The organism is Microvirga aerophila, assembly GCF_003332305.1.
Lineage (GTDB): Bacteria > Pseudomonadota > Alphaproteobacteria > Rhizobiales > Beijerinckiaceae > Microvirga > Microvirga aerophila.
The window spans coordinates 87,814-112,337 of sequence record NZ_QOIO01000009.1 but is presented as its reverse complement, the minus strand read 5'-3'; the positions used below and the strand labels follow the sequence as shown (position 1 = coordinate 112,337).

The following is a 24,524-nucleotide window of genomic DNA, read 5'->3' as shown; positions in this document are numbered from 1 at the left end:
CCTCTGTGGTCCTTGTTATCGAATTACTGAGCGGTGGCGAGCTTGACCGGGGCCGAGCCGTCGGTCGAAGCGAACTTCTGCTTCGCCTCCGTCAGCCAGGCGGCGTATTGCTGCTCGCTCACGACGCGAACGGTGATCGGCATGTACGGATGGCCGTTGCCGCAGAGCTCTGAACACTGGCCGTAATAGACGCCCTCCTGGTCCGCGTTGAACCAGGTCTCGTTCAGGCGGCCCGGAACGGCGTCCACCTTGATGCCGAAGGACGGCATCGCGAAGGAGTGCAGGACATCCGCGGCGGTGACCTGAACCTTCACGGTCTTGCCAACGGGAACGACCATCTCGTTGTCGACCGTGAGCAACCGCGGCTGGTTGGGCTTGAGGTCCTTCTGCTCGACCATGTTCGAGTCGAACTTGAAGCCGCCGCCCTGGTCGGCCGGGTACTCATAGCCCCAGTACCAGGAATAGCCCGTCACCTTCACGACGATGTCGGCCGGCGGGGTGATGAGCTGCATCCGCAGCAGGCGGAAGGACGGGATCGAGATCGCCACCAGGATCAAAACCGGGACGATCGTCCAGGCGACCTCGAGCAGCGTATGGTGCGTGGTCCGGGAGGGGGTCGGGTTACGGTTCTCGTTGAACCGCACGACGATGATGACGATCAGGGCGAGCACGAAAAGGCAGATCGCCGTGATCAGCCAGACCAGGTAGGTGTGGAAGCTGGACACGCTGCGTCCGACATCCGTCACCATGCCCTGCATGCCAGTTTCCCAAGGGGTAGGTGCACCGGTGCCGGCAAACGCCTCACTTATGCCCAATACAAATGCGACCGCCGCCAGTGACAGGGCAGTCGCCGATCGAAGTCCTGAGGTCTCGATCCGCATCGGTGTTCCAAAGCTCCTAAGATAAGTCGGCCGCAAAGGCCACGGAAAGCGTCCAAAGGAAGGCGCGGGCGCGCGCAATGGGGTGCCCAGCCTGCGCCATCACCTTTTGATCTGCGTCTATGACCACAGGACGCGCCCGAGCGCAACGGTCCTAGCGTCGCAATTTGTGCGTCATAACCGCCAAAGCGTTGTTTCCGCTCCGGCCTGATACCCTCTCGCTTGACATCGCGGCCCCCGGCATGGTCCGAACGGGCCTTGAAATGAGGAATGGCGTGATGGCGTTTCGGCCACGCGCCGGGTCAAGGACGGAGGGCCTTATGAGCGTGTCACGATGGGTTCGCCACGGAGCGGCCGCGTTCCTGGGGCTATTGGCAATGTCGGCCGCCGGCGGCGCCCAAGCCCAGGGCATGGTCAAGAACACCTTCAACGACTGGCAGATGCGCTGCGAGACCCCGGCCGGGGCCACCGCCGAGCAATGCGCGCTCGTCCAGAACGTGGTGGCCGAGGACCGGCCCAACATCACCCTGGTGATTATTGTGTTGAAAACCGCGGACGGCAAAGGCCGCCTGTTGCGCGTGGTCGCTCCCCTGGGGATCCTTCTGCCGTCAGGGCTTGGCCTCAAGATCGACGAGACGGATATCGGCCGCGCCGGCTTCGTCCGCTGCCTCGCCACGGGTTGCGTCGCGGAGGTTGTCATGGATGATAATCTCATCAATCAGATGAAGACCGGAAAGACGTCGACCTTCATCGTCTTCCAGACGCCGGAGGAGGGGATCGGAATACCCGTGTCCCTGAACGGATTTGCACCGGGCTACGATGCCTTGCCCTAATGGCGGGCCCTAAGAATGCGGGGGATGACATGAGCGGTATGTTTAGGGCTAAGGCCCGCTTTGCAGTTGCGGTGCTTGGGCTGACGGCCTTGGCCGGTTGCGGAGCGCCTGGCGAGGGCGGATCGTCCCTGGGCAACATGGTGCTCTTTGCGGGGCCGACCGTGCCGCCCCCCATGCCGCGGCAGACAGAGGACGTCTATTGCCCGACCATCAAGGTGAGCGAAGGCGGCTCGGCCATTCAGGCTTATTCGGGCGGAGCCGTTGGGGACGCCACCCGCCTGCGCAGCCAGATCGCCCTTGGAGAGTTGGCCCGTGAGTGCCTTGGACAGCCTGACGGCACGACCGTCGTCAAGGTCGGCGTCGAAGGACGCGCGCTCCTAGGCGCGGGTGGAGCGGCGGGGCGCTACGATGTGCCGGTCCACATCGTCGTGAAGCGCGGATCGACGGTCATCGCCAACCGCTCGCGCCGCGTTTCCGTGGCGATTCCGGCTGGTCAGACGCAAGCGAGCTTTTCAGTCATCGAGGAAGGGATCGTAGTGTCTCCCAACGATGCCACGAGCTTCGAGATCGAAGTCGGCCTTGGCGGCAAGGCTGCCAGCCGCAGGGGCTAGAATTTCGTCGCGTCATGCGGCGCGAGGAAACTGGCCCATTTTTGCCGCATGATGAGCTCGCGCCGTTCAGGTCGGAGCGACGGTCGCGCCTGCTCTCTGATTGAGCGGGATGGCCAGCACCTTGTCGATGCGCCGCCCGTCCAGATCCACCACCTCGAAGCGCCAGCCGAGCGCGTTTACATGCTCGCCGGTGTTCGGCAGATGCTGAATCTCGCTGATCACGAGGCCGCCAACCGTATGATAGGAACGGTTCTCCGGCAGGGTAACGGAAAGGATTTCCGCCATCTCGTCCACCGGCATGGAGCCGGCAAGCAGCCACGAGCCGTCGTCGCGACGGGTGGCGTCGGGCTCGGGCGCCTCGCTGTCCGACCGGAAGGCGCCGACGATGGCTTCCAGCGCATCCGCCGGGGTCACGATTCCCTCGAAATGGCCGTACTCGTCATGGACCAGCGCCACCGGCACGGCGGAGTCGCGCAGAACCGCGAGCGCATCCAGGGCGTAGAGGGTATCCGGAATGACGGGCGCCTGCTGAAGATGGGCGCGGACATCCAGCGGCTGCCCTGTCAGGAGCGATGCCAGAAGCTCCCGTGACTGAACGACGCCGATCACGTTGTCGGAGGTGCCTTCGGTCACCGGGAGCCGTGAATGGGGTGTCTCGATCAGGAGCGTGCGGATCGTCTCTTCGCCGTCGGCGAGGTCGATCCAGTCCACGTCCGTCCGAGGGGTCATGAGACCGCGCACAGGCCGATCACCCAGGCGAAGCACGCCCGAGATCATGCGGCGCTCCTCCTCCTCGATCACGCCTGCGCTTTCCGCCTCGACGACGAGCATCTTGATCTCCTCTTCGGTCACCGTCGTGTCGCTGTCGGAAGCGGGGCCGAACAGGCCGAAGATCAGTCGCGTGGAGGCGTTGAGGAGCCAGACCGCAGGGGCAGCCACCTTCGACAGCACGCGCATCAGGGGAGCCACCGCGCAGGCGATTCCTTCCGGATTGCGCAGGGCAAGCTGCTTGGGCACCAGCTCGCCGATCACGATCGACAGATAGGTGATGATGCCGATGACCAAGCCGTAGCCGAGCGGCTCGGCGGCCCCTTCGGGCATGCCCCGATCGAGGAAAATCTGGGTGAGCCGGTCGCCCAGGGCTGCGCCCGAGAAAGCGCCGGCCAGGATGCCCACCAGAGTGATGCCGATCTGGACCGTGGACAGGAAGCGCCCCGAATCTTCCATGAGGGCGAGGGCGGTGTTGGCGCCGGAGCGGCCCTGCTCTGCCATGGCCTTGAGGCGGGGGCGGCGGGCTGACACGATGGCGAGCTCGGAAAGCGCGAAGACGCCGTTCAGGGCGACGAGAAAAAGAGCGATGACCAGTTCGAGCAACGATGTCAGGAGCTGCTGACCGGATCGGGCCGCGCTTCTCCCCTTCTGTGAAAGCAGCGCCTAAGATGGGGCCTATCGGGGCCTGCGTCAATTAAAGCCTGGACGACCCGGTTGCGTCAGCCTGCTTTGTTGACTTTTGCCGGCAGGACCCTCAGAGGTGAGGAAGCCGCTGATCCCCGCGGAAGAGACCGGGCTACGAGCCCGGCGCCGAAGGCGCAACCGCCCCGGAAACGCTCAGGCCAAAGGACCGCGTGGGAGCTGGCACTCTGGAAAGCGGCGATGTCCGACAGGACACCGCCCACCGACGGGCGTAACCTTTGCGGCGCTTATGCAGCGCAGGGGGAAATCTCTCAGGTCTCGGGACAGAGGGGGCGCAAACCAGCGGGCCGCACGGCCCGTTGAAACGCGCGTCTTTTGAGGGAATCCCATGGCCGAGCCAGCCCGCGCCGACGAGCCGCTTCTGAAAACCCCGCTCCATGGCGAGCATGTGGCGCTCGGCGCCCGCATGGTGCCCTTCGCGGGCTACGACATGCCCGTGCAGTACCCCACCGGCATCCTGACGGAACACAACTGGACCCGCGAGCACGCGGGCCTGTTCGACGTGTCCCATATGGGCCAGGCCTTCCTGGTCGCCGAGGACAAGAGCCACGAGACCGTGGCCAAGGCCTTCGAGGCGCTAATCCCGGCGGACGTGCTCAACCTCAAGCCCAACCAGCAGCGCTATTCCCAACTCCTGGCCGACGATGGCGGCATCCTCGACGACCTCATGGTCACCCGCGTGGGCGCGCCCGGTCACGAGGGCTGGCTGTACCTGGTGGTGAACGCCTCCATGAAGGATGCCGACTACGCCCACATCCAGGCCCGCCTGCCTGCCGGCGTCACGCTCAACCGCAAGGACAACTTGGCGCTCATGGCGCTTCAGGGGCCTTCCGCCGCAGCCGTCATGGCCGAGAAGGCCCCGGAAGCCGCGGAGCTTGCCTTCATGATGTCCGCCGACGTGCAGATCGACGGTATCTGGTGCCACATCTCCCGGTCCGGCTATACGGGCGAGGACGGCTACGAGATCTCCTGCCACGACAAGGATTCGGCTGCGCTGTGGCGCTCCTTACTGGCGCATCCGGAAGTGAAGCCCATCGGCCTCGGCGCCCGCGATTCCTTACGCCTGGAGGCGGGCCTCTGCCTCTACGGTCACGACATCGACACCACCACATCGCCCATCGAGGCAGGCCTGATTTGGTCGATCCAGAAGCGCCGCCGCGAGGAGGGAGGCTTCCCGGGTGCGGAGCGCGTCCAGCGCGAGATCAAGGATGGCGCGGGCCGCGTGCGCGTTGGCCTCAAGCCCGAGGGCAGGGCGCCTGCTCGCGAGGGCTCGGTCATCGTGACGCCCGACGGCCGGGAGGTCGGCGTCGTGACCTCCGGCGGCTTCGGCCCCACCGTCAACGGCCCGGTGGCCATGGGCTATGTGGCGCGCGACGTGTCCGCCATCGGCACCGATGTTCATCTCATGGTGCGCGGCAAGCCGATCCCCGCCAAGATCGCCGCCATGCCGTTCGCACCACACCGTTACAAGCGCTAAAAACAGAGGGACTGCACATGACCACCCGTTACACCAAGGATCACGAATACATCCGCATCGAGGGCGACGCCGGCATCGTGGGCATCACCGACTACGCTCAAGCTCAGCTCGGCGACGTGGTGTTCGTGGAACTGCCCAGCATCGGCAAGACCGTCAACAAGGGCGACGAGGCTGCTGTTGTCGAGAGCGTGAAGGCCGCAAGCGAGATCTATGCCCCGGTCTCTGGCGAGGTGGTCGAGGTCAACAGCGACCTCGAAGCCTCTCCAGGCGCCGTGAACGAGGATCCGGCCGGTCGCGGTTGGTTCCTGAAGATTCGCGTGACGAACCCCAGCGAGATCGAAGGCCTGCTGACGGAAGAGCAGTACCAGGAATTCGTGAAGTCCCTCTAAGGGAGCCGTGGCCATGGAGCACGAATACAGAGCGACGATCCGCTGGGAGCGCGACGGAGACACCTTCTCCGACAACCGCTACAGCCGCTTCCATCTCTGGACGTTCGACGGCGGCGTCACCGTGCCGGCGTCGGCTTCGCCCTCCGTGGTGCCCTTGCCCTTGTCGCGTGAAGATGCGGTGGACCCTGAAGAAGCCTTCGTGGCGGCGGTTTCGAGCTGTCACATGCTGACCTTCCTGGCTATCGCGGCAAAGAAGAGGTTCGTGGTCAACCGCTACGAGGATCAGGCGGTCGGCGTCATGACGAAGAACCAGAACGGCAAGCTCTTCGTGTCAAAAATCACCCTCGATCCGGCAATCGATTTCACCGGCGAGAAGGTTCCCACACCGGACCAAATCGCCAGCATGCACCACCTGGCTCATCAAGAGTGTTTCATCGCGAATTCCATCCTGACGGAAATCGTGGTTGCGGGCATTTCCCCGCACTAACCCCCAAGGTTTTTTACCGATGCGTTATCTTCCCCTCTCGGATACCGATCGCGGCGAAATGCTCGCGCGCATCGGCGTCCAATCCGTCGACGAACTCTTTGCCGACATTCCAAAGACCATGCTGCTCAAGGAGCCGATCGATCTTCCCCGCCGCAAGGGCGAGCTGGAGGTCGAGCGCATCCTGTCCCGCATGTCCTCGAAGAACGTCTCGGCCTCCTCGGTGCCGTTCTTCGTGGGCGCAGGCGCGTACAAGCACCACGTGCCGGCCACTGTCGATCACCTGATCCAGCGCTCTGAGTTCCTGACGAGCTACACGCCGTACCAGCCGGAAATCGCTCAAGGCACCCTGCAATACCTGTTCGAGTTCCAGACGCAAGTTGCGGCGCTGACCGGCATGGATGTGGCCAACGCCTCCATGTATGACGGCTCCACCGGCACGGGCGAGGCGGTGCTCATGGCGCACCGGGTCACCAAGCGCCGCAAGGCCGTTCTCTCCGGCAGCCTGCATCCGCACTACGTAGACGTGGTGAAGACGCTCTCTGAGATGGCGAGCGACGACGTCGTGACCATGGGTCCCGACGTCTCCGGCACGGAAGATATCCTGTCCCAGATCGACGACAGCGTGTCCTGCGTCGTCGTGCAGACGCCGGATGTGTTCGGCAACGTGCGCGACCTCGAGGCCATCGCCGCCAAGGCGCAGCAGCACGGCGCGCTGCTCATCGCCGTGTTCACCGAAGCCGTGTCGCTGGGCCTGTTGCAGTCCCCAGGCAGCATGGGCGCGGACATCGTGGTGGGCGAGGGCCAGTCCATCGGCAATGCGCTCAATTTCGGCGGCCCCTATGTGGGTCTGTTCGCGGCCAAGTCGAAATATATCCGCCAGATGCCGGGCCGTCTCTGCGGTGAGACAGTGGACGCGGACGGCAATCGCGGCTTCGTGCTCACCCTCTCGACCCGCGAGCAACATATCCGCCGCGACAAGGCCACCTCGAACATCTGCACCAATTCGGGCCTCTGCTGCCTCGCCTTCACGATCCACATGACGCTGCTGGGTCAGGCGGGCCTCACCCGGCTTGCCCGTGTCAACCACGCCAACGCCGTGAAGCTGGCGGACCTGCTCGATGACGTGAGCGGCGCAGAGGTTCTCAACAAGGCCTTCTTCAACGAGTTCACCGTGAAGCTCTCGAAGCCCGCGGCTGAAGTTGTCGAGCGCTTGGCCGAGAAGGGCGTGCTCGCGGGCGTGCCCGTGTCGCGGCTTCTGCCCGAGGCTGGCCTCGACAACCTGCTCCTCGTGGCCTCCACCGAAGTGAACACCGATGATGACCGCGCGGCCCTTGTGGCTGCCTTGAAGGAGGTTCTGTGATGTTGAACCGCCAGGGACGACCCTCCGCTCCGCAAGCCCACGGTGTGTCCGATCCGGCCGCCGGCATGGGCGATCAGGCCGCCCGCATGCAGGGTGACGCCAACACTCTCAGCACCGGTTCCGCCGGAAGCCATCCGACCTTCACCGGCAACAAGGCGCTGGCGCAGATCGAGCCGCTGCTCTTCGAGATCGGCCACACCGATGTGACGGGCGTCGATTTCGATGAGCCGGAGAACTTCAAGCCCCGCCTCGGCGGCTTGGAGCGTAAGGACGAAATCGGTCTTCCGGGCCTCTCCGAGCCGGAAGCGATGCGCCACTACGTGCGCCTGTCTCAGATGAACTACGGCATCGACACGGGCCTGTTCCCGCTCGGCTCCTGCACCATGAAGCACAATGCGCGCCTCAACGAGCGCATGGCCCGCCTGCCGGGCTTCTCGGACGTGCATCCCCTGCAGCCGGTCTCCACCGTGCAGGGCGCGCTGGAGCTCATGAACGAGCTCGGCCGTTACCTCGTGACGCTTACCAACATGACCACCGTGGCGCTCTCGCCGAAGGCTGGCGCGCATGGTGAGCTCTGCGGCATGATGGCCATCAAGGCGGCCATCGAAGCCAAGGGCGAGGGCAAGACCCGCAATGTGGTGCTGGTGCCCGATTCGGCTCATGGCACCAACCCGGCGACGGCGGCCCTCATCGGCTTCGTGGTGAAGCCGGTTCCGGCCCGCGACGACGGCTGGGTGCACGTGGAGGACGTGAAGAAGCTCCTCGGTCCGGACGTGGCGGCGATCATGCTGACCAATCCCAACACCTGCGGCCTCTTTGAGAACCAGGTGGCGGAGATCGCCAAGGCAATCCACGATGCGGGCGCGTATTTCTACTGCGACGGCGCGAATTTCAACGCCATCGTGGGCAAGGCGAAGCCCGGCGATCTCGGCGTCGACGCCATGCACATCAACCTGCACAAGACCTTCTCGACCCCCCATGGCGGCGGCGGTCCGGGCGCGGGTCCGGTGGTGCTCTCCGCTCGGCTCGCGCCCTTCGCGCCTGTGCCGTTCGTGACCCTGAAGGACGGCGAGTTCACCCTCTTGGAGCATGAGGACGAAACGGCCGAAAAGCCGTTCGGCCGCATGACCGCCTTCCACGGCCAGATGGGCATGTATGTGCGCGCGCTCGCCTACATGCTCTCGCACGGGTCGGATGGCATGAAGCAGGCGTCCGAGGACGCGGTGCTGAACGCCAACTACATCCGCGCCTCCCTGGCGGACCTGTTCTCGCAGCCCTTCGGTGACAAGCCGTGCATGCACGAGGTGCTGTTCGACGACACATGGCTCAAGGATACGGGCGTCACCACGCTCGATTTCGCCAAGGCCATGATCGACGAGGGCTACCACCCGATGACCATGTACTTCCCGCTGGTGGTGCATGGCGCGATGCTGATCGAGCCGACGGAGTCCGAATCGAAAGCCTCCCTCGACCTCTTCATCGCGACCCTGCGCGACCTTGCCATGGCGGCTAAGAAGGGTGACAAGGACCGCTTCACCGGCGCCCCGTACCACGCTCCCCGCCGCCGTCTCGACGAGACCCGCGCCGCGCGCAGCCCAGTGCTGAAATGGACGCCGCCTGCGCCCATCGCGGAAGCGGCGGAGTAACAAGAACGTCCACACCCATGAAGTTATGCAAAATGCCGCCCCTCGGGGCGGCATTTTCATTTGGAAGACGCTTGTGACCGGCCTGGCCAATAGGCCGTCAATTTTGAGCGCAGCGATGTCTCGTCCGTTGCGCCGCCGTCCGATGAGAGCCAATCGCAAGACTGAGCCGACCCAGTCATGCCGATGACCACCTCCCTCTTTGGGGAAGAGGCAGGCGAATGATCCTGAAATACACAGGGCTGACGGTACGTAAATTATATATCGTACCATAAAACGAGTAATAGCCCCTTCGCTCCGTAGTGAAGCCGAGAGGATCGCCCATGCGAAGCGCGGGTGCCCCCTACTGCGCAGCAAGTTCCTCCAAGATCCAGACTGAGGCGACGGAATCATGAGTGCCTGGCTCCCTGAACAATCCTCTTATCGTCCCGAGATACAGGGCATCCGGACTATTGGCGCATTACTAGTGGCCGTCTTTCATATCTGGGGAGGCCGAGTTTCCGGCGGCGTAGACGTTTTCTTTGTCATTTCGGGCTTCCTGATTACTGGCTCCCTGTACAGGGAACTCCAACGACGCCAAAGCATCGACGTCATCGCCTTCTGGGGCCGAATCGCCAAACGCATCGCCCCGCTGGCTTACTCGGTTCTAGGCCTCACCCTCTTGGTCGCCCTGCTGTTGATGCCTCTCGTGCGACGCGAGAGTTTTCTATCCGAAGTCTTTTACAGCGCCTTCCACCTCGAGAACATCAAGCTGATGATGAACTCGGTTGACTATCTGGCTCGGGACGAGCCGCCTAGCCCGGTTCAGCAGTTCTGGGCGCTGTCGGTTCAAGTGCAGTTCTACGCCATTTGGCCATTCCTGCTGATGGCTGCGGCCCTTCTGGCAAGAAAGCTTTGCTCCGTCACATTTGCGTTCGTGGCCGTTCTGGCCGCTGTTTTCCTCGCCTCCCTCGCTTATTCCATTATCCAGACGGGCCATAGCCCAGCACCAACCTACTTCGATACATGGGCTCGGGTCTGGGAATTCGCTCTTGGCGGTCTTGTCGCTGTGGTTCTGCCGCATCTGACGATCGCGCCTGTGGTTCGTTTCCTCGCTGGCTGGACGGGCCTCCTCGCCGTGGTCAGTTGCGGCTTCATGTTTTCGGCTAAGGTGACGTTTCCTGGTTATGTCGCGCTTTGGCCCACGATCGGCGCAGCTCTGGTCCTTGTTTCCGGCGGGGGCAGCATGAGTTTGGGCGCGGATAGGGTCCTTGCGTGGAAGCCGCTTGTGGCTTTGGGCGAAATTTCCTTTTCGTTCTACCTTTGGCATTGGCCGGTTTTGATCTTCTACATGATCGCTGTCGACCGGACAAAACTTGGCATTATCGATGGATTGCTGGTCATCGCCCTCGCCCTATACGGCGCCTATCTTTTGAACCGCTGGGTAGAGCAGCCGATCCAACGCTCAGCTATCGGCAAGTACAATGCTTGGCATCTCCATGCCATGGGCACAGGTTGGGTCATGCCGATCCTAGTGACCACAACTCTGTGGACGCTCATGCTGGAGCGTGCTGACAGCAGCCGCGGCCTTGCGAAGGTTGATTATCCCGGGGGCTCGATTCCGGCCTCCATGGAGACGGCGGTCACGCCTGGCATCCCGCTTCGACCTGGCCCTGCTAGTGCAAAGGGCGATTTGCCTAGGCCCACCATCGAGAAATGCCAGCAAAGACCTGGTGTGGCGGAACTGATCGTGTGCACGTATGGGAACGAAACCGCGCCCACGAAAACGATCGTATTGGCTGGCGGATCGCATTCCGCGCAGTGGTTCCCCGCACTGGAGGTACTAGCGCATCAGAACGGATGGCGGATCATCAACATCCCGAAGGCCGCTTGCACACTATCTTACACCGGTCGGCCGACGACATCCTCGGACTGCGAGACGTGGAGAGAAAGCGCCCTCGAATACCTCACGAACTTGAAGCCGGACGTCGTTTTCACAACATCCACGCGTCCGTATCGCGGCGCTCAGGTCGAGGGGCAGAAGCCCAGGAGAGAGCACGTCCCAAGCGCCTATGTGATGTTCTGGTCGCGGCTTGAAGAGCTCAGAATCACCGTCATTGCGGTGCGGGACAATCCTTGGCCGGGGCACGTCGTTCCCGAATGCGTTGAGAAGAATCTGTCCAATGTGGTTGCATGTGCACGTCCGCGCGACCGACACATGAACGATGTCGACCCCAGTACATCGCTGGAGCCCAAACCCAAAAACGTCGAATTCATTGATCTGACGGATCGATTTTGCGACCAAACTCTGTGCCATGCCGTGGGCGGGAATATCCTCATCTATCGGGACCGGCACCACATGACTGCGACATTCGCCAGGAGCCTTGCGCCTGTGCTTGGTGAAAGAATGAAGGAAGTTCGCCCAGATCTCTTTGCGAACGCGTCGAGTTCCTTTCCTCTTGCTCCCACACAGTAAGCTGGGGTTTGTTCAGGCTTGGATCTGAACGGCACTAGGCAGGTCAGACATTTGCTCGACAACCAGCGAAGCGCCGGCCTCGCGCAGCCTCTCCCCATGCTGTGGTCCGCAATGGCCGCCACCCGTGAAACCGATGACTTTCATTCCGGCGGCGCGTGCGGCCTGAACGCCCGCGATGGAATCCTCGATCACGAGGCAATCCGCGGGTGCAAAACCCATCTGCTTGGCAGCATGCAGGAACAGGTCCGGAGCAGGCTTGCCGCGCGGCACTTGCACGGAACTGAAGAGATGGTCGAAGAGGTCGCTCAAGCCTGTGACGCGAAGCGAGAGGGCGATCCGGTCCGGGGTGGATGAGGATGCGACGCAGCGGCGGTGGGGGAGGGCGAGGATCGCGTCCCGCACACCGGGGATCGGGCGCAGATCGGTCTCAAACCGGGCGAACAGGGTGCGGTTGATCCGCTCGCCAAAATCCGCAGGGAGGGGTCGGCCGTGCTCTGCTGCGATGCGTGCGATCATGTCCTTGAGACTGACGCCGACGAACTGCCGAGCAATTTCATCCGCCGTGTAAGGCATCCCGAGGCTGGTGAGGAGATCCGCGTCGACCTGGCAGCTCAAGACCTCGGAATCCACCAGGACGCCGTCGCAGTCGAAGATCAGCAGCATGAGGGGCTCCAACGAAAAAGGCCGCCCTGGAGGCGGCCCTTGATTCCCGACCTGATCAAATCCTTACTGCAGCTTCGCGCGAACGTCGTTGAGGCCTTGGGTCACGAGGCCGGCGCCGGCTTGGCCCGAAACCTCCTGGCGCAGGACGCGCTCGGAAGCCTTGATGGCGGCCTCGATGGCGGCGGCCCGCACTTCCTGGGACGCCTGGGCTTCGGCCTGAGCGATCCGGGCCTCGGCAGAAGCGGTGCGGCGTCTCACGAACTCGGCCATCTTCTCCTGTGCGTCCTGGGCGAGGCGCTGGGCCTCATCGCGGGCGGAGGACACGATCTCGGCGGCCTCGCGCTCGGCGGCGGCGCGCTTGGCTTCGAACTCCTTCAGAAGGTTCTCCGCGTCCTGGCGCAGGCGCTTGGCCTCGGCGAGCTCGTCGGCGATCCGCTTGGAGCGGCCGTCCAGGGAGGACAGAACCTTCCCGGGCACGCCGAAATAGAACATGACGCCCCAGAAGATGACGAAGGCGACGCCGACCCAGAATTCAGCGCTGGCGAACATGCGTATCTCCTGTTCAAACTTTGGACTGGTCGAGGGCGGCTTCCACCGCCTGCGGATTCGGCGCCCTGCCGGACAGACGCTCGACGATAGCAACCGTCGTGTCACGCGCGATGCTGCGCACGTGGCTCATAGCCTCGGTCTTCTTGGCGGCGATCGTCGCTTCAGACGCTGCCAGACGCTCGGCGAGGTCTGCCTCGATGGCCTTGCGCTTGGCGTCGCTCTCGGAGGAAAGCTGGGCCCGGGTTTGCTGAGCAAGGCTCTGAGCTTGGCTCTTTGCCTCGGACAGCGCCTTTTCATAGGCGGAGCCCGCTTCCTCGGCCCGGGTCTTCATCGTGGCTGCATCGTCGAGATCCCGCGCGATCGTCTCGCGGCGGTGCTCGATGATTCCCGACAGGCGGGGCAGAACCAGCTTCGAGAGCAGGATGTAGAGCGCCGCGAAGGTGATCGTCAGCCAGACCAGCTGGCCGGCGAAGGTTTCCGTCATGAAAGGCGGAAAGCCGACTTCTTCGTGAGCGCCGCCAGGCGCTTCCGTTGCAGCATGGGTCGTCTGAGCCTGAGCCATGGAGCTGATCCTAAAGGGACGGATGACTTACTGCGCTTTCCGGATTACGGGCATCGGCCCGTCCGAAAATGCGGATAAAAACGAAACGTTTCGAGCAGCGGGTTCGAGCTTTCGGAACCGATCTCGAAACATGAATGACGGCGGGTTGTCCGCCGTCACCATTACCAGGGCGAAGCGCCCAAGGCACTCCGCCGTCCCGATCCACGTTTTAGATTAGGTGAACAGCAGGACGAGGGCGACGACGAGACAGAAGATGCCGAGACCTTCCGCAAGCGCCGCGCCGATGAACGCGCGGGCAAACTGACCGTCGGCAGCCGACGGGTTGCGCAGAGCGCCCGAGAGGAAGTTGCCGAAAATGTTGCCGACGCCCATGGCGGCGAGGCCCATGCCAATGCAGGCAAGGCCCGCGCCGAGGAACTTGAAAGCAACCGGATCCATCGTGATCTCCTTAGGAATCTGTGATCGGGAGGGGGAGTGTTTAACTCAGCGCAGACCTAGTGGCCCGGGTGCAGCGCGTCGTTCAGGTAGATGCAGGTCAACACCGTGAAGACGTAGGCCTGCAGAGCGGCGACGAGGAACTCGAGCGCCATGAGAGCAACCGCCATGAGAAGCGGCAGCGGAGCGAGGATCGTCAGGGCGCCGCCGGCAGCCAAGAGGCTAACGACGAACCCGGCGAAAACCTTGAGCGCGATGTGACCCGCGAGCATGTTCGCGAAAAGACGCAAAGACAGCGAAATCGGGCGCGACAGGAAGGAGATGAGCTCGATCACCACGATGAAGGGCAGGAGCCAGGCCGGCACGCCCGATGGCACGAAGAGCCCGAGGAAGTGGGTTCCGTGCTTGGCGAAGCCGTAGATCACGACGGTGCCGATCACCAGCATGGCGAGCGCGAAGGTGACGATGATATGGCTCGTGACCGTGAAGAAACCCGGGATCATGCCCAGCAGGTTCGCCGTCAGAACGAACATGAACAGGGAGAACACGAGGGGGAAGAACTTCATTCCTTCCCGGCCCGTGGCATCCGTCAGGGTGTTGGCCACGAAGTCATGGAGCATCTCGGCCACGGACTGCGCGCGGCCGGGGACGACGGCGCGATTGCGGGTAGCCAGAAGCAGGCCGCCGACGATGACGGCGGTGGCGCCGATCATGAACAACGACGAATTCGTGAAGTTGATGACAGGGATGATGGGCTTGATCTGGAATTGCTCAATCGGGCTTGCCATGATCCGCTCTTAATTTGCTGTTGCCTGTCGCCGGGTGGCTGTCGGGATGAAAGGCATCATCTTTTCTCATCGTGCCGGGCGCTTTTCAGCATTCCAGCCGCTCGCATCAGGTTGAGCATCCCGGCGCAGAAACCGAGAATGAGACAGATAATGAGCCCCCAAGGAGAGGTTCCGAACAGCCTGTCGACGAGCCACCCCACGATCCCGCCCGCAGCCACTCCGGAAACGAACTCTGCCGAAAGCCGGAAGGCTTGACCGAGAGCGCTCGAATCAGATGTCGGGCGGGCAGACGATTCCTTGACCTCATGGTGTGCGGATGCCCTGTCGATCCGCGCATCGAGAGATCTCAGTCTCGCTGAAAGGTTGGCGTCGTCGGAACTGCTCGGTTCCCGACCGTTCTCGTCGCTCCGCTTCGTGGGATCCGCCATGGCGTTTTCCTTTCAAAGCAGTGCGGGAAAAGGTCTTGGAAGCCCGGCCCCGAAAGCCGCGCGCAACATATGAGGCAGGGTCCCCCCTGTCAAGGACCGGCAGGAAAGAGTTAAGTTTTTGAAATCACTGAACAAAGTTCGTTTCCGCCGGGTCCGCCCTCAAAGCGTCCACGATTTTGACGCCGAACCGGCATAGGGGCGGCAAAACCTTAGACAGGCTCAAGAATGCGCTCGGCGCTCTGAAGATCCACAGAGACGAGCTGCGAGACGCCTCTCTCGGCCATGGTGACGCCGAACAGCCGGTCCATGCGCGCCATGGTGATGGGGTTGTGGGTGATGACCACGAACCGGGTCTCGGTCTGCCTCGACATGTCGTCCAGGAGGTCGCAGTAGCGCTCCACGTTGGCGTCGTCGAGAGGTGCGTCGACCTCGTCCAGCACGCAGATCGGCGACGGGTTCGTGAGGAACACCGCGAAGATCAGCGCGGTCGCCGTCAGGGCCTGCTCGCCACCCGACAGGAGGGTCATGCTCTGCGGCTTCTTGCCCGGCGGTCGGGCGAGGATTTCGAGCCCAGCTTCCAAGGGATCGTCCGAATCGACCAGCGTCAGCTCGGCGGTCCCGCCTCCGAACAGGGTGGTGAACAGGCGCTGGAAATGAGCATTGACCACGTCGAAGGCGGCAAGCAGGCGCTCGCGGCCTTCGCGGTTGAGGCTGCCGATGGCCTGGCGCAGGCGCTTGATGGCCTCGACGAGATCGTCCCGTTCCGTGGCGATTCCTGTGAATTTCGCCTCGAGTTCGGTGAGCTCCTCATCGGCCCGCAGGTTGACCGCGCCCAGGCGCTCCCGATCCCCCTTGAGGGAATGGAGCTTGGTCTCAATTTCGCTTTGGGAGGGAAGCTCGACGCCCTCCTTGAGGCCCGCAAGTTCGATCAGGCCCGCCGGAGTGGTCTCCAGGTTCTCGGCAATGGCATGGGTAATCTCAGCGAGGCGCTGGGTCGCCGCCTCATGACGGGCCTGCGATCCCGCACGGGCCTCGCGGGCGGCCGCGAGAGCCTCGAGGGCGGCGCGGGCGGTGCGATCCGTCTCCGCCAGATGCGTCTCTGCATCGGCGAGCCGGTCGGCGGCCTCTTTGCGCCTTTCCTCGGCCTGCTCGACCTCCGCCATAAGCGAGCGGCGACGCAGGAGATAGGTGTCCGGAGCTTCCAGCAGCCGCTGGTGCTCGTCTTGGGCGCGCTCCAGGCGATCGCCCAGATCCTCATGCGCCCTGGCCGCTCTTTGGACACGCTCGGTCCACAGGCGGATGTCGGCCGCAAGGGATTCCTGCCGGCGGCGGCGCAGCTCCGCCTCGTGCATCAGGGCTTGGAGCGCGGCCCGCGCCTCGGACGCCGCCGCGCGGAATTCCGCCACGCGGGTGCGTTCCTCCAAAAGTCTGCTTTCGAGATCGGGAGCCGGCGCAAGGTCTTCGAGGTTAGACCGGGCGGCTTCCGCGCGCTCCTGCGCCTCGCTTTCGCTTTCCGAGATTCGCGTCAGGGCTTCCTGCAGGGCGGAGCGGCGTTGCCCGATCTCGGCTTCCTTGCGCTCCGCGACGGCGAGCCGCGTGCGGGTGCCGTCGAGGGCCTGGCGGGCTTGGCGCGCCGCTTCGATGGCCTGCATCTCGTGCGATGCGGCGATGCGAACGGCGTTCAGGGCCTCTTCGGCCTCGTGCCGCAAATGCTCGGTCCGTTCGCGGGCCTCTGCGGCCTCGCGCTCCAGATCCCCGAGGCGGTTCTTCTCCGCAAGACGCCGCGCCGCCGGGGAGGGAGCCTCCGCCGCCGTGGTGAAGCCGTCCCAGCGCCACAGATCGCCTTCCTGCGAAACAAGGCGTTGGCCGGGCTTGAGGAGGCCGCGCAGGCGAAGCCCGTCGGCCTTGCCGACAACGCCGATCTGTCTGAGACGGCGCTGCATCTCTGTTGGCGCGGTCGACAGGTCCGCCAGGGAGCGGATGCCCTCGGGCAGCGCCGGGTCGCCGTCGCCGCTTCCGGTCGCGGCCCAATGGGCGGGGGCCGACGGGTTGGTGGAGGCTTCGAGATCATCTCCAAGCGCTGCGCCCAGGGCCGTCTCGTAACCCTTCTGGACGGTGATCTGGTCAAGGGCCGGAGGCCAGAGATCGCCGGTCGCGGACATAACCAGCTTCGCAAGCGTTCGGGCTTCCGTCTCAAGCCTCTGCGCGTGCCGCTCAGCCTCGTTCAGGGGCGGGCGCAGGTGATTTTCGGCATCCCGCGCCGCCGCCAGGGCTTCTCGGGCCACGATCACGGCCTCTTCGGCTGCTTGCGCGGCCTCTTCGGACATCGCGGCTTCCTCGCGGAGCATGTCGATGGGCGGGGAATCGTCCGTTGATGCGGACAGAGCCTCGATATCGCGCTCGATCCGTTCACGCTCGGATGCGAAGCGGGCGGCGCGTTCCATCTCCTCCCGAACAGCACGCTCAAGGGCAGCGCGGCGGGCGTTGAGGTCGGAGGTCTGAGCCTGAAGGGCGCTCAAGGCAGCCTCTGCCTCGGCAAGTTCCGCCTCCACGTTGCTCAGGCGCTCCTGGGCCTCGGCGCGGGCGCCGTCAGCCCCCTCCGTCGTCTGGGCGATCTCGGCCTGTTCGGCCTGGAGGCGCTCGATGGTGGCTTCGGCATCCGTGCGCTGCACCGCCTCGCGGGCGATGTCGCGGTTGAGGTCGCCGATATGACGCTCCAGTTCGGTCACCCGGTCCTTGGAGCGCCGCTCCTCCGATTCGAGCTCGTTGCGGGCATGGGTCAGACGCTGCAGGGCCGCGGCGGCCTCGGCTTCGGCCTGCCGGAGGGCCGGGAGCGCATGGGCCGCGACGGCCTGGGCGGTGGCGGCCTTGGTCTGCTCCTCGGTGAGACTGGCGACCGCCTTCAAGTTGTCGGAGGCCTGCTGCTCGGAGGTTGCAGCCTGCTCGCGGGCATCCGCAAAGCTGATGGCATAGACCAGGGCTTCGAGCCGGCGAATCTCGGCCGAGAGGTTCTTGTAGCGCGAGGCCTGGCGACCCTGGCGCTTGAGGCTTTCGATCTGAGCTTCCAGCTCCCGCAGCACGTCCTCGACGCGCACCAGGTTGTCCTCGGCGGCTTTGAGCCTTAGCTCCGCCTCGTGGCGGCGGGCATGGAGGCCCGCGATGCCGGCGGCGTCCTCCAGGATTCGGCGGCGGGACTGGGGCTTGGCCGAGATGATCTCGCTGATCTGGCCCTGGCGCACCAGGGCGGGCGAGCGGGCGCCGGTGGCGGCGTCCGCGAACAGGATCTGCACGTCGCGGGCACGGACTTCCTTGCCGTTGACCCGGTAGGTGGAGCCTTCCTCGCGCTCGATCTTGCGCGAGATTTCCAAAAGGTCGGCGTCGTTGAAGGCCGCGGGGGCAGTGCGCTCCGCATTGTCGATGGTGAGCATCACCTCGGCGGAGTTCCGGGCCGGGCGGTTGCCCGAGCCGGAGAAGATGACGTCGTCCATCCCCGTGGCGCGCATGTTCTTGTGCGAGTTCTCGCCCATGACCCAGCGCAGAGCCTCCACAAGGTTCGACTTGCCGCAGCCGTTGGGCCCGACCACGCCGGTCAGGCCCGGCTCGATCAGGAACTCCATCGGCTCGACGAAAGTTTTGAACCCTGCGATGCGGAGGCGCGTCAGCTTCATGGACGCGCCTTTCCGTCCCGCCCGGTGGGGGCGGGATGAAGGGGATTACTCACCCAGCAAAGGCTTGATGATCTTTTCAAGCTCATCGATCGACAGGTTTCCAGGGTGGCGCTGACCATTGATGAAGAAGGTCGGGGTCGAGTCGACCTTGAACTGGTCCATACCCCGGTTCTTCACCGCGTTCACCGCGTCATAAAGTTTCTGATCCTTCAAGCAAGCATCAAATTTCTCTTGTGAAAAACCCGCTTGCCGCATCATCGACCGAAGAGCGTCGAGGGGCTTCTCGGTGAAGGCCCAGTTCCGCTGCTGGTCGAACAGCAGGTCGGTGATGGGATAGTATTTGCCCTCGCCGTCGCAGCGCGCCAGCATGAAACCGGCCGTGGCCAAGGGATCAAGCGGGAATTCGCGCAGGATGAAGCGCACCTTGCCGGTGTCGACGTAGCGCTTCTTAAGCTCGGGCCAGCTTTCCTTGTGGAAAGCCGCGCAGTGGGAGCAGGTCAGCGAGGCATACTCGATGATCGTCACCTTGGCGTCGGCAGGCCCGAGGGCCACGTCTCCGAGCGGGCCGGGAACCGCGAGGTCCTGAGGCGCGACGTTCTGGGCAAGGGCCGGAAAGCTTGTCATGATCAAGGCTGTGGCGGCGGCGGTGCCGAGAAGCTGAAGCGTTTGACGGCGGGTGATCATCTCAAAGGTGCTCCCTGGGGAAATATCGTTCTGCGGTAGAATGAGACGAGTTATGTGGCAAGCGCCGCACTTGTCACGCTTTCGTGCGTGAGCCGACCACGGCCTGCCCCAGCCGGTCGAGGGCGGCCTTGAGGGGCTCCTCCTCGATGGGCGCCAGTGCGGCATCGACCCTGCGACGGTCGGCGTCGCCCAGCACCCGCGGGGCGGGGCGTTTCTTCTCCGGCCGGCGCACCGAGCCCTGCTTGAGAAGCAGCTTTCCGATGCAGCGCCAGCCGTAATACACGTTCACCCGCTCGATCACGATCGGCGCGAGGTGCTGCATCTCAAGGGCGAAAGCGCCTTCAACGCGGATCACCAGGGTGGCAGGCTCCGGCCGCGCGTCCGGGTCCGCATGGGGACCTTTCCGCTTCCACTCGATCTTGAGCGGTTGGGTGAAAGCCGCCAGACGCTCGCCGACGATATCAGGCCACGCCACGATGATGTCGGACGTGGCAAAGCCTTGCGCCGCCAGGCTTGGGCTCAGGCAGATGTCGAGAAAGTCCGCAAGGGGTCGGGGCCGAGGCCTCGGCTGTCGCATGTTGAAGGTCCAAAAGCCACGTTGGAATATTCGATGTGGATCGTTATTCCACGTCATATGTTAACGCCCGCCTTGCCGGTCACCAAGCCCACCGCAGAAGACCTGCTCATCTGGTACGACCGTCACCGGCGCGATCTGCCGTGGCGCGCGAAGCCCGGTGAAACGGCAAACCCTTACCGCGTCTGGATTTCGGAGATTATGCTCCAGCAGACGACGGTGACGGCGGTCAAGCCTTTCTACCTCCGCTTTCTGGATCGTTTCCCCACCGTCGAAGCCCTGGCGCAGGCGCAGGAGGATTCGGTCATGCAGGCTTGGGCCGGGCTCGGCTACTACTCGCGCGCCCGCAACCTCCATGCCTGCGCCAAGGCGGTGGTGGACCGCCATGGCGGGCATTTCCCCCCAACCGAAGCTGAGCTCCTGAAGCTTCCCGGCATCGGCGCCTATACGGCGGCGGCGGTCGCGGCCATCGCGTTCAACGAGAAGGCGGCTGCGGTCGACGGCAACGTCGAGCGGGTGATGTCTCGGGTGTTCATGATCGAGGATCCGCTGCCCAAGGCCAAGCCTCTCATCCGGAGCCTGACCGAAGACATCGTCCCGGCCGACAGACCGGGGGACTTCGCGCAGGCGGTCATGGATCTCGGCGCGACCATCTGCACCCCGAAGCGCCCGGCCTGCGCGCTCTGCCCCTGGATGATCCCCTGCCAGGCGCGGGCAACGGGACTCCAGGAGGCATTTCCGAAAAAGCTCAAGAAGGAGACGGGTCAGCTTCGCAAGGGCGCGGCCTTCGTGGTGCTTCGCGCCGACGACAGCATCCTCCTGAGAACCCGGCCGCCGAAGGGACTTCTCGGCGGCATGGCTGAACCGCCGACGAGCGCCTGGGAGCCAGACTACCAGCCCTCACAGGCCGTGCTCGATGCCCCCATCGACGCCCGCTGGCAGCGCCTGCCCGGCGTCGTCCGTCACGTGTTCACGCACTTTCCCCTGGAACTGACGGTCCTGTTCGCCAAGGTGCCGAAAGGTACGCCTGCCCCGGACGACATGCGCTGGACGCCCAGAATGCAGCTGCACGAGGAGGCGTTGCCGGGAGCCATGAAGAAGGTGCTGGTTCATGCCCTCGGGGAGATACCAGTGCCGAAAACCGACAAGTCGGCCTCGGAGCCTTGAAGGCCTGTTAGAGACCCACCAGCGCGTTCTGATGACGCTTGAAGAGATCCGCCACGGCGTTCGCCACTCGCACCACATGGGGGCGTTCGCGGCTGCGGCGGTGCATGACGAGGAAGACGTCTTCGATCAAATCGCCCTGGGATTTGGTGATCTGGATCAGGTCCGGGTCCGAATCGCCGAGCCAGCATGGAAGGAAAGCCGCTCCAAGGCCGGATCGGGCCGCCTGGTAGCGTATCGGCGTGTCGCCGATCCTGGCCGAAACGGTGCGGCCCTTGGCGAATTCCGCAACGTAGGCAGCCTGGCGTGACAAGGTGGGGTCCTCCGGCGGCGCAATGACGGCGGTGGGATCGGGGCTTCGGTCATACATGGCAAAGGCAATCTGGCCGATCTTGCGGACGACCAGATCCTCGCCCTCGTCCGGCAGCTTGCGCATGCGCAGCGCGATATCGGCCTCTCCGGCGGCGAGATCGAGTTTCCGCCGCGTCGGCATGTAGGCGATCTCCACCGGCTGCGCGGCCTGGTGCAGATGCGCTGCATGGAGAGACAGGAACATCGTCACCGATGACGTCGCCGTGACGCGAACGGGGGCCGACGGGTCGGGCCTGTAGGCCGCGGCGATCCGGGGAACAGCGTCGGCAGCCTCTGCCATGGGCGACGCCGTCTCGAGCACCGCTCGGCCGGCCTCCGTCAGTTCGAGATTATTGGGGCCGCGCTCGAACAGATCGACGCCGAGCGCCTCCTCCAGAGCCCTGATCCGCCGCGCGACGGTGGGCTGGCTTTGCCCGAGCGCGCGACCGGCGCCGTTCATCGATCCGTGAGCCACCACAGCCAGGAAGATCTTGAGATCGTCCCAGGACGGCTCAGTGACGGCGGGCCAGGAGGGGTCGAGAGAAGAAGTAGCCATGAGACGATGCTAAAACCATTCGGACGGCTCGGCATAGGGGCGCTCGCGGGAAGAGATCGGACGAGCGGCACCATTCCCCAGATTGTGCTTGCCTGCAGCCCGACAGGCTTATGGGGGTGGCTTCGTTTTTGAGGGAGCGTTGCAACTTGCCGCTCCGTCATTCCGGGGCGGCACACAGTGACGAGCCCGAAACCCATAGCCGCTGACGGATCGGAAATGATGTGAGAGGCGTGCCGCCTGCTTCTGGGATGTTCGCGTTTATGGGTTCTGGGTTCCGCTTGCGCGGTCCCGGAATGACGAGGGTCGGACCCTTTGACGCGAAATGGCCGGGACAAGCCCGGCCATGACAAGGTAGAGAACGTCCGAAGTCTGCTGCTACGCGCTCAGCGCCCGCACCTTCGCTCGGAATTCGTCGATGCAGACGAGCTTTCCTTGCCGCTCCACGTGCCAGAAGGTCCAGCCGTTGCAGGCAGGCAGGCCCTGCGTGAGTGCGCCGATCTTGTGGATCGACCCGATGATGGCGCCCAGGGCAAGGGTTCCGTCGGCTCGCACCGTCGCCTTGAAGCGGCGGCGCTCGTCGACGAGGGTTTCGCCCGCCGCCACGTGGCCGCCTTCGACCAGGGACAGGAACGGCACCCGCGCCTCGGCGCGCTTTTCCGGCGGAGCCGCGATGGACACGTCCGACAGGGGCTCCGCCGCATCGATGCGAGCCCGTGCAGCCTTGGCGTAGACAGGATCGCGCTCGAGCCCGATGAAGTTGCGACCGAGCTTCTTGGCGACCGCGCCCGTCGTGCCGGAACCGAAGAAGGGATCGAGCACCACGTCGCCCGGATTGGACGACGATAGCAGCACGCGGGCCAGCAGGGCTTCGGGCTTCTGGGTCGGATGGACCTTGCGTCCCGCCTCGTCCTTCAGGCGTTCTTCCCCGGTGCAGATGGGGATGAACCAGTCCGAGCGCATCTGAACGTCTTCGTTCGCGGCTTTGAGCGCTTCGTAATGGAAGGTGTAGTTCTTCGCCTCTGCGCTCTTCGAGGCCCAGATCATGGTCTCGTGCGCATTGGTGAAGCGGCGTCCCCGGAAATTCGGCATCGGGTTGGCCTTGCGCCAGACGATGTCGTTGAGAACCCAGAAATCCAGGTCCTGCAAGGCGGCGCCGACGCGGAAGATGTTGTGGTAGGAGCCGATGACCCAGAGCGTCGCGTTCTTCTTCATCACGCGGCGCACGGCAGAAAGCCACGCACGGGTAAAGGCGTCGTAATCGGAAAAGCTCGCAAACTTGTCCCAGTCGTCGTCGACGGCGTCGACGAGGCTGTGATCCGGGCGCGTGAGCGCCTGTTCGAGCTGGAGATTGTAGGGCGGATCCGCAAAGACCACGTCCACGCTCTCGGCGGGAAGCTTCTCGAGATTGGCGATGCAGTCGCCGAGAAGGATCTCGTTGAGAGGAAGAAAAGGCAGAACGGACGAGGGGGCTTTGAGCCCCGTCCGAGGCGCCGACGCAGACCGCCCGGTACGCGAGACACTGATCCGGGAGGCGGCGCCGGCGGCCCCGGTACGCAAGGTACCCATGGGTGATCACCGGTTACGCAACTGACACTCAGGATCATCGTCCGTTAGGGTAAAGATCAGGTTTCCAAGCCAGAAAAAATACGTGTTATTTTGGATCGGCAAATGTTGCCTACCCGTTGATATCGTTTACATTTTCCAGTTAACGAGCGTTAAGCTAGGTTACAGGTCCAGTAACCCTTGCTTTAGGGGCGCAAAACTTAAGCGATGGAATGGGCAGGGGCCATCGCTGGCCAGCACGGACAGGTGAACCTTCGTGCTGTAGCCCGCGTTGGTGGCGAATCCATAGGCGGGGTAAGCGTTTCCAAGTCGCGCCATCAGGCGGTCTCGCACCACTTTGGCCACGATGGACGCCGCAGCGATCGACGCGATGCTCGAATCACCCTTCACGATCGCCTCCACAGAGCAGGGCAGGGCGGGCGGATCGTTGCCGTCCACCAGCGCCATGTCGGGTTTGCACGGCAGGGCGGTGAGCGCCCGGCACATGGCAAGCAGAGAGGCTTGGCGGATATTGATGCTGTCGATTTCCGTATGCGAGATCGAGGCGATTCCCACCTGCGAGGTCGCCAGGATTTCGGCGAACAAAGCCTCGCGCTTCTGGGCCGTGAGCGCCTTCGAATCAGCCAGGCCCTGCGGCACGGCATCGAGGTCGAGCACCACGGCCGCCGACACCACCGGACCGGCAAGCGGCCCGCGTCCGACCTCGTCGAGGCCTGCGATGCATTGGTAGCCGGCCGCCCGCGCGGCGCGTTCCCGCTCGAGGCCGAGGCGTGGATTCTTCGGTGTACGAATCGGTGCCGTCATGGATGGGATGAAAGCGGGGATGTGGTCTGATTTCCACCCCTCAAGGGATACGTCAGTGACGCAGATGCCCCTGCGGTCGTTCCGGGCTCTCGCTTCGCTCGACCCGGAACGACGACACGTCGCTATTCC

At 64.1% G+C, this 24,524-nt stretch carries 23 protein-coding genes and 1 riboswitch; of the genes, 9 read left to right on the top strand and 14 right to left on the bottom strand.

What is annotated here, in order from left to right:
* Nucleotides 1–23: 23 nt before the first annotated feature.
* Nucleotides 24–881 carry a cytochrome c oxidase subunit II gene (gene coxB, locus DRB19_RS07010; RefSeq protein WP_114185317.1) on the bottom strand — a complete coding sequence of 286 codons (858 nt, stop codon included), beginning with the start codon at nucleotides 879–881 and terminating at the stop codon, nucleotides 24–26.
* A 317-nt stretch (nucleotides 882–1,198) separates the two neighbouring features.
* Between coxB and DRB19_RS07005 the strand changes: the two genes are divergently transcribed.
* The gene (locus DRB19_RS07005) at nucleotides 1,199–1,711 is read left to right on the top strand and encodes an invasion associated locus B family protein (RefSeq protein ID WP_114185316.1); all 513 of its coding nucleotides are present in this window, start codon (nucleotides 1,199–1,201) and stop codon (nucleotides 1,709–1,711) included.
* Nucleotides 1,712–1,740: 29 nt separating this feature from the next.
* A complete protein-coding gene (locus DRB19_RS07000) occupies nucleotides 1,741–2,322 on the top strand; it encodes a hypothetical protein (RefSeq protein ID WP_147021684.1) in 582 nt (193 codons plus the stop codon).
* A gap of 66 nt (nucleotides 2,323–2,388) precedes the next feature.
* Here DRB19_RS07000 and DRB19_RS06995 read toward each other — a convergent pair whose 3' ends face one another.
* On the bottom strand, nucleotides 2,389–3,696 hold the full coding sequence (locus tag DRB19_RS06995) for a hemolysin family protein (protein WP_114185314.1): 1,308 nt from the start codon (nucleotides 3,694–3,696) through the stop codon (nucleotides 2,389–2,391).
* A gap of 169 nt (nucleotides 3,697–3,865) precedes the next feature.
* Nucleotides 3,866–3,956: riboswitch (glycine riboswitch) on the top strand.
* 167 nt (nucleotides 3,957–4,123) lie between these two features.
* Here DRB19_RS06995 and gcvT point away from each other — a divergent pair.
* From gcvT to DRB19_RS06965, 6 genes are all read left to right on the top strand, one after another.
* Nucleotides 4,124–5,272 carry a glycine cleavage system aminomethyltransferase GcvT gene (gcvT, locus tag DRB19_RS06990; protein ID WP_114185313.1) on the top strand — a complete coding sequence of 383 codons (1,149 nt, stop codon included), beginning with the start codon at nucleotides 4,124–4,126 and terminating at the stop codon, nucleotides 5,270–5,272.
* A gap of 17 nt (nucleotides 5,273–5,289) precedes the next feature.
* On the top strand, nucleotides 5,290–5,661 hold the full coding sequence (gcvH, locus tag DRB19_RS06985; RefSeq protein ID WP_114185312.1) for a glycine cleavage system protein GcvH: 372 nt from the start codon (nucleotides 5,290–5,292) through the stop codon (nucleotides 5,659–5,661).
* 13 nt (nucleotides 5,662–5,674) lie between these two features.
* Nucleotides 5,675–6,148, top strand: a complete 474-nt coding sequence (locus DRB19_RS06980; protein WP_114185311.1) for an OsmC family protein — start codon at nucleotides 5,675–5,677, stop codon at nucleotides 6,146–6,148.
* Nucleotides 6,149–6,167: 19 nt separating this feature from the next.
* Nucleotides 6,168–7,508 (top strand): aminomethyl-transferring glycine dehydrogenase subunit GcvPA, encoded by a 1,341-nt coding sequence (gene gcvPA, locus DRB19_RS06975; RefSeq protein ID WP_114185310.1) that lies wholly within the window; start codon nucleotides 6,168–6,170, stop codon nucleotides 7,506–7,508.
* Nucleotides 7,508–9,154, top strand: coding sequence for an aminomethyl-transferring glycine dehydrogenase subunit GcvPB (gcvPB, locus tag DRB19_RS06970; protein ID WP_373867342.1), 1,647 nt, complete (start codon nucleotides 7,508–7,510; stop codon nucleotides 9,152–9,154). Before gcvPA ends, gcvPB begins: the two co-directional genes overlap by 1 nt.
* Nucleotides 9,155–9,542: 388 nt before the next feature.
* Complete coding sequence (locus DRB19_RS06965; protein WP_114185309.1) at nucleotides 9,543–11,606, top strand: acyltransferase family protein; 2,064 nt, start codon at nucleotides 9,543–9,545, stop codon at nucleotides 11,604–11,606.
* A gap of 12 nt (nucleotides 11,607–11,618) precedes the next feature.
* Here DRB19_RS06965 and DRB19_RS06960 read toward each other — a convergent pair whose 3' ends face one another.
* The 9 genes from DRB19_RS06960 to DRB19_RS06915 all read right to left on the bottom strand — a co-directional run bounded on the left by DRB19_RS06960 (nucleotide 11,619) and on the right by DRB19_RS06915 (nucleotide 19,960).
* Nucleotides 11,619–12,269 carry an HAD family hydrolase gene (locus tag DRB19_RS06960; RefSeq protein WP_114185308.1) on the bottom strand — a complete coding sequence of 217 codons (651 nt, stop codon included), beginning with the start codon at nucleotides 12,267–12,269 and terminating at the stop codon, nucleotides 11,619–11,621.
* Between the two features lie 63 nt (nucleotides 12,270–12,332).
* Complete coding sequence (locus tag DRB19_RS06955; protein WP_114185307.1) at nucleotides 12,333–12,818, bottom strand: F0F1 ATP synthase subunit B family protein; 486 nt, start codon at nucleotides 12,816–12,818, stop codon at nucleotides 12,333–12,335.
* A gap of 13 nt (nucleotides 12,819–12,831) precedes the next feature.
* Nucleotides 12,832–13,380 carry a F0F1 ATP synthase subunit B family protein gene (locus tag DRB19_RS06950; protein WP_114185306.1) on the bottom strand — a complete coding sequence of 183 codons (549 nt, stop codon included), beginning with the start codon at nucleotides 13,378–13,380 and terminating at the stop codon, nucleotides 12,832–12,834.
* 213 nt (nucleotides 13,381–13,593) lie between these two features.
* The gene (locus tag DRB19_RS06940; RefSeq protein ID WP_009764739.1) at nucleotides 13,594–13,818 is read right to left on the bottom strand and encodes a F0F1 ATP synthase subunit C; all 225 of its coding nucleotides are present in this window, start codon (nucleotides 13,816–13,818) and stop codon (nucleotides 13,594–13,596) included.
* A gap of 56 nt (nucleotides 13,819–13,874) precedes the next feature.
* Nucleotides 13,875–14,603, bottom strand: a complete 729-nt coding sequence (locus DRB19_RS06935; RefSeq protein ID WP_114185304.1) for a F0F1 ATP synthase subunit A — start codon at nucleotides 14,601–14,603, stop codon at nucleotides 13,875–13,877.
* Between the two features lie 56 nt (nucleotides 14,604–14,659).
* On the bottom strand, nucleotides 14,660–15,031 hold the full coding sequence (locus DRB19_RS06930; RefSeq protein ID WP_114185303.1) for an AtpZ/AtpI family protein: 372 nt from the start codon (nucleotides 15,029–15,031) through the stop codon (nucleotides 14,660–14,662).
* A gap of 209 nt (nucleotides 15,032–15,240) precedes the next feature.
* The gene (locus DRB19_RS06925; protein ID WP_114185302.1) at nucleotides 15,241–18,699 is read right to left on the bottom strand and encodes a chromosome segregation SMC family protein; all 3,459 of its coding nucleotides are present in this window, start codon (nucleotides 18,697–18,699) and stop codon (nucleotides 15,241–15,243) included.
* A 45-nt stretch (nucleotides 18,700–18,744) separates the two neighbouring features.
* A complete protein-coding gene (locus DRB19_RS06920; RefSeq protein WP_114185301.1) occupies nucleotides 18,745–19,383 on the bottom strand; it encodes a DsbA family protein in 639 nt (212 codons plus the stop codon).
* 73 nt (nucleotides 19,384–19,456) lie between these two features.
* The gene (locus tag DRB19_RS06915) at nucleotides 19,457–19,960 is read right to left on the bottom strand and encodes a DUF721 domain-containing protein (RefSeq protein ID WP_114185300.1); all 504 of its coding nucleotides are present in this window, start codon (nucleotides 19,958–19,960) and stop codon (nucleotides 19,457–19,459) included.
* 57 nt (nucleotides 19,961–20,017) lie between these two features.
* Between DRB19_RS06915 and mutY the strand changes: the two genes are divergently transcribed.
* Nucleotides 20,018–21,124: an A/G-specific adenine glycosylase gene (mutY, locus tag DRB19_RS06910; protein ID WP_114185358.1), complete on the top strand. Its 1,107-nt coding sequence runs from the start codon at nucleotides 20,018–20,020 to the stop codon at nucleotides 21,122–21,124.
* 7 nt (nucleotides 21,125–21,131) lie between these two features.
* Here mutY and DRB19_RS06905 read toward each other — a convergent pair whose 3' ends face one another.
* The 3 genes from DRB19_RS06905 to DRB19_RS06895 form a co-directional block, all read right to left on the bottom strand.
* Nucleotides 21,132–22,028: a LysR family transcriptional regulator gene (locus DRB19_RS06905; protein WP_114185299.1), complete on the bottom strand. Its 897-nt coding sequence runs from the start codon at nucleotides 22,026–22,028 to the stop codon at nucleotides 21,132–21,134.
* Between the two features lie 375 nt (nucleotides 22,029–22,403).
* Nucleotides 22,404–23,594: a site-specific DNA-methyltransferase gene (locus DRB19_RS06900; protein ID WP_114185298.1), complete on the bottom strand. Its 1,191-nt coding sequence runs from the start codon at nucleotides 23,592–23,594 to the stop codon at nucleotides 22,404–22,406.
* Nucleotides 23,595–23,753: 159 nt separating this feature from the next.
* The gene (locus DRB19_RS06895) at nucleotides 23,754–24,395 is read right to left on the bottom strand and encodes a ribonuclease HII (protein ID WP_114185297.1); all 642 of its coding nucleotides are present in this window, start codon (nucleotides 24,393–24,395) and stop codon (nucleotides 23,754–23,756) included.
* Between the last annotated feature and the right edge of the window lie 129 nt (nucleotides 24,396–24,524).

Bases quoted from the DNA above. Each gene is read 5' to 3' on its own strand.
- DRB19_RS06940 (WP_009764739.1), bottom strand. From the start codon at position 13,818: ATGGATCCGGTTGCTTTCAAGTTCCTCGGCGCGGGCCTTGCCTGCATT.
- DRB19_RS06900 (WP_114185298.1), bottom strand. From the start codon at position 23,594: ATGGGTACCTTGCGTACCGGGGCCGCCGGCGCCGCCTCCCGGATCAGT.
- DRB19_RS06915 (WP_114185300.1), bottom strand. From the start codon at position 19,960: ATGCGACAGCCGAGGCCTCGGCCCCGACCCCTTGCGGACTTTCTCGAC.
- gcvT (WP_114185313.1), top strand. From the start codon at position 4,124: ATGGCCGAGCCAGCCCGCGCCGACGAGCCGCTTCTGAAAACCCCGCTC.
- DRB19_RS06905 (WP_114185299.1), bottom strand. From the start codon at position 22,028: ATGGCTACTTCTTCTCTCGACCCCTCCTGGCCCGCCGTCACTGAGCCG.
- DRB19_RS06935 (WP_114185304.1), bottom strand. From the start codon at position 14,603: ATGGCAAGCCCGATTGAGCAATTCCAGATCAAGCCCATCATCCCTGTC.
- DRB19_RS06955 (WP_114185307.1), bottom strand. From the start codon at position 12,818: ATGTTCGCCAGCGCTGAATTCTGGGTCGGCGTCGCCTTCGTCATCTTC.
- DRB19_RS06950 (WP_114185306.1), bottom strand. From the start codon at position 13,380: ATGGCTCAGGCTCAGACGACCCATGCTGCAACGGAAGCGCCTGGCGGC.
- gcvH (WP_114185312.1), top strand. From the start codon at position 5,290: ATGACCACCCGTTACACCAAGGATCACGAATACATCCGCATCGAGGGC.
- gcvPA (WP_114185310.1), top strand. From the start codon at position 6,168: ATGCGTTATCTTCCCCTCTCGGATACCGATCGCGGCGAAATGCTCGCG.
- mutY (WP_114185358.1), top strand. From the start codon at position 20,018: ATGTTAACGCCCGCCTTGCCGGTCACCAAGCCCACCGCAGAAGACCTG.
- DRB19_RS06965 (WP_114185309.1), top strand. From the start codon at position 9,543: ATGAGTGCCTGGCTCCCTGAACAATCCTCTTATCGTCCCGAGATACAG.
- DRB19_RS06925 (WP_114185302.1), bottom strand. From the start codon at position 18,699: ATGAAGCTGACGCGCCTCCGCATCGCAGGGTTCAAAACTTTCGTCGAG.
- DRB19_RS06895 (WP_114185297.1), bottom strand. From the start codon at position 24,395: ATGACGGCACCGATTCGTACACCGAAGAATCCACGCCTCGGCCTCGAG.
- gcvPB (WP_373867342.1), top strand. From the start codon at position 7,508: ATGTTGAACCGCCAGGGACGACCCTCCGCTCCGCAAGCCCACGGTGTG.
- coxB (WP_114185317.1), bottom strand. From the start codon at position 881: ATGCGGATCGAGACCTCAGGACTTCGATCGGCGACTGCCCTGTCACTG.
- DRB19_RS06980 (WP_114185311.1), top strand. From the start codon at position 5,675: ATGGAGCACGAATACAGAGCGACGATCCGCTGGGAGCGCGACGGAGAC.
- DRB19_RS07005 (WP_114185316.1), top strand. From the start codon at position 1,199: ATGAGCGTGTCACGATGGGTTCGCCACGGAGCGGCCGCGTTCCTGGGG.
- DRB19_RS06920 (WP_114185301.1), bottom strand. From the start codon at position 19,383: ATGATCACCCGCCGTCAAACGCTTCAGCTTCTCGGCACCGCCGCCGCC.
- DRB19_RS06960 (WP_114185308.1), bottom strand. From the start codon at position 12,269: ATGCTGCTGATCTTCGACTGCGACGGCGTCCTGGTGGATTCCGAGGTC.
- DRB19_RS07000 (WP_147021684.1), top strand. From the start codon at position 1,741: ATGAGCGGTATGTTTAGGGCTAAGGCCCGCTTTGCAGTTGCGGTGCTT.
- DRB19_RS06930 (WP_114185303.1), bottom strand. From the start codon at position 15,031: ATGGCGGATCCCACGAAGCGGAGCGACGAGAACGGTCGGGAACCGAGC.